The 12,830-nt window shown below is 48.0% G+C and carries 11 protein-coding genes; 10 read left to right on the top strand and 1 reads right to left on the bottom strand.

All coding sequences use genetic code 11. The features are described from left to right. Positions 1–5: 5 nt before the first annotated feature. The 9 genes from FH755_RS01650 (at position 6) to FH755_RS01610 (ending at position 11,604) form a co-directional block, all read left to right on the top strand. Positions 6–1,265: a hypothetical protein gene (locus FH755_RS01650; protein WP_292438046.1), complete on the top strand. Its 1,260-nt coding sequence runs from the start codon at positions 6–8 to the stop codon at positions 1,263–1,265. A 45-nt stretch (positions 1,266–1,310) separates the two neighbouring features. Then, positions 1,311–2,387 carry an acyltransferase gene (locus FH755_RS01645; protein ID WP_292438044.1) on the top strand — a complete coding sequence of 359 codons (1,077 nt, stop codon included), beginning with the start codon at positions 1,311–1,313 and terminating at the stop codon, positions 2,385–2,387. Continuing rightward, positions 2,380–3,402 (top strand): glycoside hydrolase family 5 protein, encoded by a 1,023-nt coding sequence (locus FH755_RS01640; protein ID WP_292438042.1) that lies wholly within the window; start codon positions 2,380–2,382, stop codon positions 3,400–3,402. The genes FH755_RS01645 and FH755_RS01640 overlap by 8 nt, the downstream gene beginning before the upstream one ends. 125 nt (positions 3,403–3,527) lie before the next feature. After that, positions 3,528–4,613 carry a glycosyltransferase family 4 protein gene (locus FH755_RS01635; protein ID WP_292438040.1) on the top strand — a complete coding sequence of 362 codons (1,086 nt, stop codon included), beginning with the start codon at positions 3,528–3,530 and terminating at the stop codon, positions 4,611–4,613. Further along, positions 4,597–5,349, top strand: coding sequence for a WecB/TagA/CpsF family glycosyltransferase (locus FH755_RS01630; RefSeq protein WP_292438038.1), 753 nt, complete (start codon positions 4,597–4,599; stop codon positions 5,347–5,349). Before FH755_RS01635 ends, FH755_RS01630 begins: the two co-directional genes overlap by 17 nt. 4 nt (positions 5,350–5,353) lie before the next feature. Beyond that, the gene (locus FH755_RS01625) at positions 5,354–7,330 is read left to right on the top strand and encodes an acyltransferase family protein (RefSeq protein WP_292438035.1); all 1,977 of its coding nucleotides are present in this window, start codon (positions 5,354–5,356) and stop codon (positions 7,328–7,330) included. Positions 7,331–7,489: 159 nt separating this feature from the next. After that, the gene (locus FH755_RS01620; protein ID WP_292438033.1) at positions 7,490–8,656 is read left to right on the top strand and encodes a nucleotide sugar dehydrogenase; all 1,167 of its coding nucleotides are present in this window, start codon (positions 7,490–7,492) and stop codon (positions 8,654–8,656) included. A gap of 48 nt (positions 8,657–8,704) precedes the next feature. Then, the gene (locus tag FH755_RS01615; protein ID WP_292438031.1) at positions 8,705–10,105 is read left to right on the top strand and encodes a mannose-1-phosphate guanylyltransferase/mannose-6-phosphate isomerase; all 1,401 of its coding nucleotides are present in this window, start codon (positions 8,705–8,707) and stop codon (positions 10,103–10,105) included. An 11-nt stretch (positions 10,106–10,116) separates the two neighbouring features. Beyond that, a complete protein-coding gene (locus FH755_RS01610; protein WP_292438029.1) occupies positions 10,117–11,604 on the top strand; it encodes a phosphomannomutase in 1,488 nt (495 codons plus the stop codon). Between the two features lie 37 nt (positions 11,605–11,641). Here the strand turns inward: FH755_RS01610 and FH755_RS01605 are convergent, their stop codons facing one another. Next, complete coding sequence (locus tag FH755_RS01605) at positions 11,642–12,019, bottom strand: hypothetical protein (RefSeq protein WP_292438028.1); 378 nt, start codon at positions 12,017–12,019, stop codon at positions 11,642–11,644. A 361-nt stretch (positions 12,020–12,380) separates the two neighbouring features. On the opposite strand from FH755_RS01605, the gene rimP reads away from it, so the two are divergent. Continuing rightward, positions 12,381–12,827, top strand: coding sequence for a ribosome maturation factor RimP (rimP, locus tag FH755_RS01600; protein WP_292438026.1), 447 nt, complete (start codon positions 12,381–12,383; stop codon positions 12,825–12,827). The last annotated feature ends 3 nt before the right edge of the window (positions 12,828–12,830 follow it).

Genomic DNA, 12,830 nt, shown 5'->3' with positions numbered 1-12,830 from the left:
CGCGAATGCAAACCGTGAACTCGACAGCGATTAATCAAGCCCGGCCCGATGCGCTGAGTAAGGCGCGGTTGAATCTGCCTGCCTGGCTGGTGCTTTTCGCGATATCTTACAATGCGTTTCTGGCCGTGATTAATGCCCATGTCATGACCATGGTGTCTACGCATGTGGCGCTCACAGAATCATTGATTATGCTGGGTGTCATGGGCTATCTCGCCCTCAACCTGAAAAAAGTACCCCATATTTATCCTCACCTGCTGTTTTTATTGGGCATGGCAGCCTTGTCAGTCTGGGTGATGCTGACCAATGACGGTACCTTTATTAAAATTCTCCGGGACTGCCTGATTATTGTCGCCTTTGTGCTGCTCGGGACCTTCCTCAGTAGTCGGCACATTATCAACATTTTTAAAATCCTGATGCTGGCCGTGCTGTCAGTTGCCATGATCGAGATTTTCTTCACTGAACTCTATGTCACGCTGTTTGAGCCGGCCAAATATTACGAGAGCACGAGGGGGATTGAACCTTTCCAATATAGTGACTCGGGCTTATTCCGGAACTCACTGGGTTACAGTGCTCGTTTCTCCTTTAACTTTCTGTCCTCACACCGGATATCGTCGATTTTCCTGGAGCAGGTCTCACTGGCTAACTTTGCGATGGTCACACTGGTGTTCTTGATGGGGTTCGGCAAAATCATGCGTAAACGGGAAGTGCTTTTTTTCGTGCTTTCTGTACTGTTTCTCATCCTGACCAACGATACTCGCACCGGCGCTCTTTTTGCGCTGGCACTGATCCCCGGTTTTTTTATCTTTCCGATGTTGCCCAGATGGTTTGCCGTGACCTTTATTCCCGGACTTTTGCTGATTTCAGCCATATTTTTTTATGACCCCAACCTGACTTCCATGACCGATGATTTCGCGGGTCGGATTGGTTTCACCCTGTATTTGCTGGCAGATGCCGATCTCAATACCTTGCTGATGGGAAATTTAGCCGGTGTTAACAGCGTGGCTGACAGCGGTTATGCCTATATGGTTTACGCCACTACGCTATTTGGTCTCATTCTGTACTGGTTATACACAGCGCTGGTCATCCGCTCAGATCATCCGGCAGACAAGCGTTATGTCTTCTCTATGAATGCTTTCATTGGCATCAACCTGATGATCGGTGCGGCGATCTTCACCATCAAGATCTCAGCACCACTCTGGGTCATGGTGGGCTATCTCTATACACAACTGAAAGTTGATGAAAAAGAGGCGGTCAGTCATGACTGAGATGCAAGCCAGAACTTATCATCACAAGCAAGGGGATAAGCGGGTATGACAGCCCCGCAGCGCCAGCTTGGTCCTGATTATGCCAAGATGTTTGGCATTGTTCTGGTGGTGTGGGGACACACGATCAGAGGGCTGATTTCAGCAGGCATACTGCCGGATGACAGCGCTTTCTGGATCAATCTGGACAGGGCGATCTACCTGTTTCATATGCCCTTGTTTTTTTTCCTGTCCGGCATGTTCATTCAGCAAACTCTGGTCAAACTGAGCTTATTTGATTTTCTTAAACGCAATATTCTGATATTTATCCTGCCACTGATTTTCTGGTCTTACACGCAATCAGGTATTCAGTTTCTTGCGTCCTCCAACGTCAATGTTGAGCGGTCGCTCGAATACGTCTTATTCGCTCCTTTTCCACCAAAACAACAGTTCTGGTTTTTGTGGAGCCTGTTTTTAATTACCTGTTTTTCTGCCCCTGTTCTTAAAACAGGCTGGGGTAAACCGGTTTTAACAGCATTGGCACTGGTCACTGTGGCTGTCATGAGTGTCGGCACGCAGCTGGACAGCAGTCTGATTAACTACAAGATGGCCGGCATGACTTTTGGCGAAGCCTTCTTTTTCTTCCCCTATTTTGTGATGGGGCTGTTGCTGTCTGCATCTGTTTTCATTAAGCGCACATCGGGCTTGGTTCAGACTTTTATATTGTTCCTGACGGCGGTTGCTGGCTACCTGCTGCTATATCAGGAGTCCAACGCATTTTATTATCTGTTTTCAATGTTTTGTGTTTACACCAGCTACCAGTGCATCGCTTTTGTCGGCGAGTCTATGGAAAAGCGGTTGACCGAAACGAAGCAAAACCACGCTCTTCTGTCAGCCTTGCATCGTTTCTTCATTTTTGTGGGCATGAACAGTTTTATTATCTATCTGGCCCATATCATCCCGGAGGCAGGCATCAGGGTTGTGCTGCTGAAACTGGGACTGTCCGATGCTTTGTTGCATATCGCAGCCGGTAACCTTGCTGGCCTGCTGCTGCCGCTTCTTCTTGTGCCGCTGAATGTGTTTTTGATGCGCTACTGGCGCTTGGCAAGATATTTTATTCCCGTTAGGAGGCTTAAATATGAATAAACTGAAGATCGGCCACTTTGTGTTGATGATCCTCAGTGTTGTTTCAATGAGCTACAACGGCATCGCTGCTGCTGATGACCATGCCACACTGAAAGGCATTAACTTTCCCGGCCCGGCTATCGCCGGTCATGTTTATCCGGGAACAATCAATAAAAACTATCATTTTCCGTCAGCGACGGATGTTAAAACCTACGCCGAGTCGGGCTTTGACATGATTCGTCTGGCGATTACCTGGGAGCGTCTTCAGCCTGAACTGGGCCAGCCCTTTGCTACGGATTACCTTCGCCGGGTTCAGGATTTTGTTCAGGAAGCCGCGAAGCATGATCTGCGTGTGGTCATCGATGTACATAATTATGGCAAATACAAAGGACAGTTAATCGGGACCGATGCCGTCACAACAGAAGATTTTGAAAAGCTCTGGTATGGGCTTGCGGAGCACTTCCGGGATGACCGACATGTCTTGTTTGGCCTGATGAACGAGCCTAACAAACAGGATGCGATGACCTGGTCCGTGATTGCACAGGAAGCGGTTAATGCGATTCGCGAAGCGAATGCCAGTCAAACCATACTGGTGCCAGCCACGTTTTATTCCAGCGCGGCGCGCTGGCTGCATAAGGATGGTTATTACTCAAACGGCGAGGCTTTGAAAAAGATTGATGATCCGAAAAACAATATGGTGTTTGAGGCACATCAATATCTCGATAAATATTCCACCGGCACCGAAGCTGACTGTGTCAGTGCGGATATTGGCGTGCAGCGCCTGACGGCATTTACAGGCTGGCTCAAGGAGAATGGCTATAAAGGCTTCCTGGGTGAGTTTGCCGCTGGTGCCAGTGAAACCTGTCAGCAGGCATTAAAAAACATGCTTGATTATATCGAGGCCAACGAAGAAGTCTGGTACGGCTGGACTTACTGGGTGGCCGACCCCTGGTTCAGGGACTATATCTTCAACATTTATCCACCCGACCCGCAACAGTTTCCTCAGGTCGGAATTTTGAAGCAGTTCATCAATTAAGCCTGATAAATCACTGAAGCGGTTTTTTTGTGGTGTGTTCGGCAGTGAGCGCTGCGATGTCTGATTAGACTCACGCCAAAGCGCATTCCAGCCAAAAGATGACGATTTTCCGGAGAAAAGGGTCGATGAAAATTTTGCATATTGTGCGTCAATTCGCGCCGAGCATTGGCGGGCTTGAAGATTATGTGCTGAACCTGGCGACAGAACAGAAGGGCATGGGCCACGAGGTGGTTATCTACACGCTCAACAGCAATTTCCAAACCGGAGAAAGGCTTCCAGCGGCAGCGACTATCAAAGATCTGCCCGTGAAAAGGTTCAGCTGGCTGGGCTCAAAACGTTATCCCATCAGCCGGTTTCCGCTGAACTCACTGAATGAATTCGATATTGTTCATGTGCATGCGGTGGACTTCTTTATTGACTACCTGTCTTTACTCAAACGCCTGGGATTGCTGAAATCAAAGCTGGTTTTAACCACTCACGGCGGCTTTTTCCACACGCCGCAGCAACAGGCACTGAAAAAGCTGTTTTTCAAAACGATTACGCGTTTTTCCTTAAAGCCGGTTGATGTGGTGTTCACCATCAGTAGCAATGACAGGCAGCTTTTTGAGCAGGTCAGAGCAGGTTGCCAGCTGATTGAGAATGGCGTGGCCTATCAGAAATTCGGGCAGGCCAATCAGGCTGCTGACAGTAATGATATGGTTTATCTCGGTCGTCTCAGCAGCAATAAAAGGCTGGACTGGCTTATCGAGGCCTTCAGCCGTATTGATGGCACCGATAGCAAGCTCAGAATTATTGGCAACCGTGCGACGGGCGATGCCGGGCAACTGGAAAAGCTGGTCACGGCATTGAATGCGGAAGATCGCGTCGAGTTGCTGTTCAATATCCCTGATGAAGAAATTTTGCATCATATAGCCTCATCACGCTTTGTGGTCAGTGCGTCGGAGTATGAAGGCTTCGGGCTCAGTGTTATTGAGTTGATGTCTTATGGTCTGGTGCCGATTTTGTCGAGTGCGCCGGATTCCTTCAAAGGGTTTGTCCAGCAGTCCGGTGTCGGCACGCTGTTCAGCTATGAACAGCAAGATTTTGAAAAAGGCTATCTGACGCTGATAAGGGAATGGTCTGAAGAAGAAAAAAACAAGGCAAAAACATTTGCCGAGCGCTTTTCCTGGAAATCGGTAGCGAGGAGCATCGTACATGGTTATGCAAACTGATTCTCCTGCAACAGTGCCAGTGCAGCAAATTCTGCAGAAACTGGCAATTTATGACAACGCGGAAGCTTTGCTAAGTGATTTGCAGCAGCAGTTTCAGGCACAGGCTGATTTCAAAACGGTGGGTTTTCTCAATCAGCATGGATTCAACCTGATGTTGAAGGACCGGTCGACCTTTGATGCTTTCCTGAATCTGGACTATTTGTTGCGAGACGGTATCGGCATCAGTCTGGCTTTGAAATACTTCTCCATGCCTCAGGGGGCGAACCTGAACGGTACCGACTTGATTCCGCAAATGGTCAACAGATTCAATACCGATTGTACAGACTGCTTTGTACTGGGGACTCAGTCCCCCTGGCTTGAGCAGGGCAGCCACAAGCTGATTGGTGAAAATATCAAAGCCACCAAGGATGGCTTTCATTCGCTCGATTCCTACATCAGTTTTCTCCGTCATCATATCGAACCCGGACGCTTTAGTCTGATCGTGCTGGCGATGGGCATGCCCAAGCAGGAGATTCTGGCAGAGAGAATTAAACAGGAACTGCAGGGACGAGGTCTGATCATTTGTGGCGGCGCCATCATTGATTTTCAGGCTGGACGTTTCAAAAGGGCGCCCGCCTGGGTACAAAAATGCTCTCTGGAGTGGTTATACCGGCTTCTGAAAGAGCCCAAGCGCCTGTTCAGGCGCTATGTCATTGGTATTCCGATCTTTTTATTCAGAATCGTATTCAGAGTTTAAATCTTTGCAGCATTTACCCAGTAAAGTGCCATTCAGGGAAGATATCAATGGACTGAGGGCGTGGGCGGTAATTGCCGTCGTTTTTTATCATCTGCCGTTCACTTATCAACTGCCCGGCGGCTTTGCCGGCGTCGATATTTTCTTTGTGATTTCCGGCTTCCTGATGACATCCATCATTCTTGGCGGCAATAAGAACGGTCAGTTTTCGCTCGGCAAGTTCTACATGTCCAGGGTCAGACGCATCCTGCCGGCACTGTTATTTCTGGTCAGCGTCTTGCTATTGCTGGGCTGGTTTTTCCTGACGACGCCGGATTATCAAAAGCTTTCGGAAGAGGTGGCAGCAGCGCTGGCATTCATTTCCAATATTCATTATTGGGATCACTCAGGCTATTTCGATTCCAGTGCTTTTGAGAAGTGGCTGCTGCATACATGGACACTGGGCATCGAGGCTCAGTTCTATTTTCTTTATCCGCTGTTTCTCTTGGCGATAAGGGCCTTCACAACATCGGCCAAAGTGCTCTGGTTCCTGGTGTTGCTGGGGTTCTTGTCCTCTTTGTTGCTCAACATTGTGGTTGTTCACCTTTATCCCATTCCCACGTTTTTTCTCCTGCCATCAAGGGGATGGGAACTGCTTGCCGGTGGACTGGTTTATCTGACGCCTGAAATATGGCCTGACATACAACGCTACCGGGACAAGAAACTGCTGTTTTATCTGGCCTGGGCTTTGATTCTGGCCAGCGTGATTATTCTTGATGAGCACGTGTTGTGGCCGGGCTACTGGGCTTTATTACCGGTCAGCGGAGCCGCATTACTGATCTTTATCAATAATCAGCAGTCCATGATGACAAAAAATGTGGTTTTCCAATGGCTGGGTGATCGCTCCTATTCGCTCTACCTGTGGCATTGGCCTGCCATCGTGTTGCTTTATTTCTTGTCACTGGAAACCAATGCAGCAGCAGTCTGGCTTGCCTTATTAGCGAGTGTGGTGTTGGCTCACTGCTCATACCAGTTTATAGAAGCACCGACGCGGAAAATCTTTTCCGGCTTATCGCTGAAGCGGGAAGTGGTAGTGATTTTTTCAATTACTGTCATGCTGAGTGCGGTGGCCATTTATCTAACCAGCCATCAAATCAAGGGACGTATTGATGACAGGATAGAGACCATCGCATTTCAGTCAGAGAACAAAAACCGATTTCAGTGTGAAAAACTACCCTCATTCAATGAAGAAATGCCGGGCTGCCTCTATGGTGATAAAGAAAACATTGGCGCTATTGTGATTGGAGACAGCCATTCTACGGCGCAGGTGACGGCGATTGCTGAAGCCGCACAGCGTCATGGTATGGGGGTAGCGCATTATTATCATGATAGTTGCCCCACCTTAGCTGGCGTTAAGCTGGCTAAGTGGTTGCAGATTTATCCCAATGATAAGTGTGCTGATTTTGTGACCTGGGTGAAGTCGGAGCTGAACGCTTACCCTGCAGAAATTCCCATGATTGTGATTAACCGCTTCTCTTTCATTTTTGGTTCCACAAAAGAAAAAAAGCCCGCTGTTTATTTTGACACTTATTATCAAAATAGTGATGACCCCCTATTTATAAACGAGGTCAGCAATGCCTTTGTCGAGACCTATTGTGAGTTTGCTGCAGACAGACCCTTGTTTGTCATGAAACCGACACCTGAGCAGCGGCACAATGTTGCCAAGGAAGCCTCAAGAGAATTACTTTTTTATGGAGAAATGAGAAATTACGCAATTTCTCTGGATGCTTACCATGATAAAAATAACATTGTGTTACGAGCGCTGGATAGCGCCAGCGAACAGTGCAATGTAGCCTTGCTCGATCCCATCCCCTACCTGTGCGACAACGGTGTTTGCCCAGGGATAATCCAGGGATTGCCGATAGTTACGGATGAAGACCATTTCAATGAACATGGCAATAAATTATTGCTGCCGATGTTCAATAAAATGTTCGAAACACAATAATTTTCAAAAAATACGCGGTTTTTTGCTGCGTTCTAAAGTTTTCAAATTTTCGTACTGATACCCTTGCATTTGATTTCTTCCTAAGTGGATTTTCCTGCCAGTGACTGGCTCAGAAGCATCCACTGAACCCCTCTGTATTTTTAACAGGAACAGTCATTTATGAAGATAGCGATAGCAGGTACGGGTTATGTTGGACTGTCGAATGCTGTGTTATTAGCACAGCATAACGAAGTTGTGGCACTGGATGTCATAGCCGAAAAAGTGAAACTGATTAATGCAAAAAAGTCACCGATTTCAGATGCGGATATAGAGAATTTTCTTGTCAATGAGCATCTCAGCCTCAAGGCTACGCTGGATAAGCATGAGGCTTATTACGATGCGGATTATATTGTGATTGCTACGCCGACCGATTACGACCCTGAAACGAATTACTTTGATACCCGTTCGGTTGAGGCCGTTATCAGTGATGTTATGGCGATCAATCCTGCTGCGGTGATGATAATCAAATCAACCGTGCCGGTGGGCTACACCAAAAGCATCAAACAGAAATTCGGTACTGATAATATTATTTTTTCACCGGAGTTTTTGCGTGAAGGCAAGGCGTTGCATGACAACCTGTACCCGTCACGCATCATTTTAGGGGAGTCATCAGCGAGGGCGACTGGCTTTGCTGATCTGCTGGTACAGGGGGCTGTGAAAAAGGATATTCCTGTTCTGTTTACAGAGTCTACCGAAGCAGAAGCGGTGAAGTTATTCTCAAATACCTACCTCGCGATGCGGGTGGCTTACTTTAACGAACTGGACAGTTATGCAGAAATCAATGGCATCGACAGTAGACAGATCATCAAAGGTGTCTGCTTAGACCCACGCATCGGTGATCACTACAACAATCCTTCTTTTGGCTATGGCGGTTATTGCCTGCCTAAAGATACCAAGCAGTTATTGGCCAACTATCAGGATGTACCCAACAACCTCATACACGCCATCGTTGAGGCCAATACCACGCGTAAAGATCATGTGGCTGCTTGTATTCTGAAACTGAAACCTCGCGTCGTCGGTATTTATCGCTTAATTATGAAGTCGGGGTCAGATAATTTTCGCTCTTCTTCTGTCCAGGGAATCATGAAACGTATCAAGGCAAAAGGGGTCGAGGTGGTTATCTATGAGCCCGTGCTTGAAGAAGACAGCTTTTTCAACTCAGAAGTGATTCGGGACTTTGATGAGTTTAAAGCCCGCAGTAGCGTCATTATTGCAAACCGCATGGTCGAGGAAATCAGAGACGTTGCTGACAAAGTCTATACGCGCGACTTGTTCGGGAATGACTAATGCCAGTTTCAGATACAGGGTTTAGAGGCTAAATTAACAGGAGTAACTATGATTCCAATAGTCATGTCAGGCGGCAACGGCACACGATTGTGGCCGCTTTCCCGCAAGCACAAGCCTAAACAGTTTCTGGCATTATTCGGTGACAGAACCATGTTCCAGCAGACGCTGATGCGCTTGAATGGAGTCAGTGAGTTAGCGCCACCGACAGTCGTCTGCAGTAACGAGCACAGATTTATGGTGGCAGAGCAGTTGAATGAAATTGGAGTTTCGTCAGCAACTATCATTCTGGAGCCGGTGGGACGAGATACAGCCCCGGCACTCACGATTGCCGCTTTACAGGCCATTCAGGAGGGGGATGATCCCATTCTGCTGGTACTGGCAGCCGATCATATCATCAGCGATATTGAGGCTTTTCATCTTGCTATTGATACTGCCAAAGTGGAGGCAGATAAAGGTCATCTGGTGACTTTCGGTATCGTTCCGACGGATCCCAACACCGGTTATGGCTACATCGAGGCCAGTGAAAAAGATGTGGTCAGCCGTGTTGAAGCATTTGTTGAAAAACCCGATCTCGATACGGCACAAACCTATGTAGCGTCCGGTAATTATTACTGGAACAGCGGCATGTTCATGTTCAAAGCTTCCACGCTGCTAGCGGAACTTGAAAAATATTCACCGGATATCCTGGCTGCATGTCGTGAAGCTTTGAATCAGGCGACACCGGACTTGGACTTTATCCGGCTGGATCAGGAAACCTTTGAAGCATGCAGTGCGATTTCTATCGATTACGCGGTGATGGAAAAGACCGATAACGCTATTGTTGTGCCATTGGATGCCGGCTGGAGTGATGTCGGATCCTGGTCCTCTCTGTGGGAGTGTGAACAACAGGGCGAGAATAATAATGTGACCCGGGGAGACGTCATTCTGGATGAAGTCAGCAATTCCTACATTCATAGCGAATGCAGGCTGGTTTCCGTGCTGGGTCTGGAAAATGTGGTCGTGGTGGAAACAGCCGATGCGGTGATGGTGGCGAGTAAAGATAAAACACAGGATGTGAAAAATATTGTTCAAAGCCTGAATCAGGCCGGACGCCCAGAAGCCGAGAATCATCGACTATGTTATCGCCCCTGGGGATACTATGATTCTATAGATAACGGGGACCGTTTCCAGGTGAAACGGATCAGTGTCAAACCCGGGGCTTCACTGTCATTGCAGATGCATCATCATCGTGCCGAGCACTGGGTTGTGGTGAGTGGTACGGCCCAGGTGATCTGTGATGAAGAAGTTACCTTACTGACTGAAAATGAATCGACCTATATTCCCCTTGGTAAAAAACACCGTTTGCATAATCCGGGACAAATTCCGCTGGAGATCATTGAAGTACAATCAGGCAGCTACCTCGGTGAGGATGACATTATCCGGTTTGATGACAACTACCATCGCAATTGAATAAGCAGGGCATGAATATCAAGATTGAAACATTAATGGATGACAGTGGTGTCCACTTCGGAACCAGCGGCGTGCGCGGCCTGGTTAGTGACATGACAGATCAGGTCTGTTTTAGCTACGTATCGGCCTTTTTGCAGTATATGGCGCAACAGTCGTTACTCTTACCGGGTGGACAGGTAGGCATTGCTGGTGATTTGCGTAAGAGTACGCCAAGGATTATCAATGCCGCTGTGACTGCATGTCGTGAGATGGGCTTTGTGCCTGTTTATTACGGCCTGATTCCTTCGCCGGCAATTGCCTTGCATGGGATCAGCCAGTCAATGCCGACCATTATGGTCACTGGCAGCCATATCCCGGATGATCGTAACGGGATTAAATTTAATACAGCCAGGGGTGAGATCCTGAAACAGGATGAGGCGGAAATCAGGCAGCAATGTGTGGATGTCGACGCCACACTGTTCGATGATTCGGGCTATTTGTCAGCGCCGGCGCAGATACCGGCAGCCGCGCCGGCGGCTTATCAATATTATGTAGAACGCTATACGGCGTTTTTTCCCAGGCACTGTCTCAAAGGTAAACATATCGGCCTTTATGAGCATTCTTCCGTTGCGAGGGAAGTATTCAAAACCATTTTGCAAGAACTGGGTGCGAAGGTGACCTCTCTGGGTCGCTCTGAGGCTTTTATTTCGGTTGATACCGAAGCTATTCGGCCAGAAGACATTGAATTAGCCAGTCGCTGGGCTCAATCGCAGCGTTTTGATTGCATCGTATCAGCCGATGGTGACGGTGACAGGCCTTTAATCAGCGATGAACATGGTCAGTGGCTGCGGGGCGATATTGTCGGCATTTTGTGTGCAGCCTACCTCAAGGCAGACACCGTGGTTACACCGGTGAGCTGCAATAGTGCTGTTGAGAAAAGCCAGCTCTTCAAGCGAGTGATCAGAACCCGAATCGGCTCTCCATTTGTGATTACAGCAATGCAGGAAGCACAGCAGGCAGCAGCATCTGCTGATGTAGTCGGATATGAAGCCAATGGCGGATTTCTCCAGCAGACCCAAGTCACACGTGATGGCAAGACGTTGTCGCCCTTGCCGACCAGAGATGCGATGATCGTGGTCTTGTCGGTCATGATGGCCGCTTTCGAGAAAAACTTGACGTTATCCGGGTTAGTTAAGACTTTACCGGAACGCTACACCTACAGTGATCGCTTAAAAAGTTTCCCGACGGCGCTCAGTCAGCACAAACTCGCCGAATTCAGCAGTGGTGACTGGCCACAGGACAGGGATAATATCCAAAAAGCTTTCCCGTTTATTTCAAGACCGGTGTCGGTGGATGTGACGGATGGCGTCAGAATTTCACTGGAAAATGAGGATGTCATCCATATGAGGCCTTCCGGTAACGCGCCCGAATTACGTTGTTATACTGAATCCGGTACCAGCGAGGCAGCGAAAAGACTTAATCAGGATTGCATCCGGCAAATGGCATCATGGAATCTTTAGTTGTCGATGCTTTGTCACCACAGGCTGACAGTTTAGTTTAATAGACCACACCGTAACGCTGTTGAGCCTGTTCAGGACTGATAAACTCGGCTTTGACAAGCGCCCAGTGTTGAGGACTGTCCATAACAATGTTGCATCCCAGAGCCAGTTTGTGACCGTTTCCGAGTGCAAGCATGGAGCGGCCACCCTGCCTGATATCAGAGAAATAGCGATCAATATGGATATCAATAATGTTGCTGGGATGCTGGTTGACGACAAAAATCCGTAAGCCGCCACGTTGATTGCAGTCACTATGGCTATCGGCGTCTGCTTCACTGACAAATTTAATGAATTGATCCGCTTCCGGTGACTGGGCCTGAATAATTGAAACCGGAACCAGCATGAATGAAATCACAAGAAGAATTCGGCTGAACATTTTTTCTCCGGGCGAGTAGATAACTGCTGTCAAAATGACAGGGAGTAATGCAAGCGAGTTTCAGGGTTGCGCGTAAAAGGAAACAATCCCGCCCCTGTCCGGGTTTTATTCCTGGACGCCATAGCGCAAGCCTACTGATACATAGCGGGTTTTAGTTGCTGTTAACTGCTGGTTTTGTTACTATTCTGTGCTTTCTGGGAAGTCAGTGATACAGGCATCGGGAATTACTCGTTGCGCTGACTCGAGACAGAGCGGGACTGGCAACGCCCGCATAACACAATGTTTGTATATTCCGGGCCCCTACAAGGGGTTTTTGTTTTTCTGGAGATTTGATTCTGTTTCCAGGTGTAAAGAGACAACTATGGCCATTACCGATCAGGTTGAACAATTAATCGAGTCATCTATCGAGACGCTTGGCTACGAGCTGGTTGGGGTGGAATACATCCAGGGCGGTCCTGATCCCATTCTGAGGGTGTATATTGACGCCGAACAAGGCATCAGCATCGAAGATTGCGAACGTGTCAGTCATCAGGTGAGCGGGATTCTCGATGTTGAGGAACCGATTCGTTCAGCCTATTTGCTGGAAGTTTCCTCGCCCGGTTTTGACAGACCCCTGTTCAAAGCGCGGGATTTTGAACGTTTCGCCGGTGTGGAAGCAAAAATAAGTATGAAATTGCCGGTAAACGGCAGACGTAATTTTAGAGGTGTGCTTCAGGGATTTGAAAACGGTGAAATATTGATTGAAGTGGATGGCGAAGTCTACGCATTGCCACTGGCAAAGTTGGGTAAAGCAAGACTTGTTGCCTGAAAA

The sequence above is a fragment of the Methylophaga sp. genome (genome assembly GCF_009711715.1).
Classification (GTDB): Bacteria; Pseudomonadota; Gammaproteobacteria; order Nitrosococcales; family Methylophagaceae; genus Methylophaga.
The sequence above is the reverse complement of the archived record's forward strand: the minus strand, read 5'-3'. Positions and strand labels throughout refer to the sequence as shown.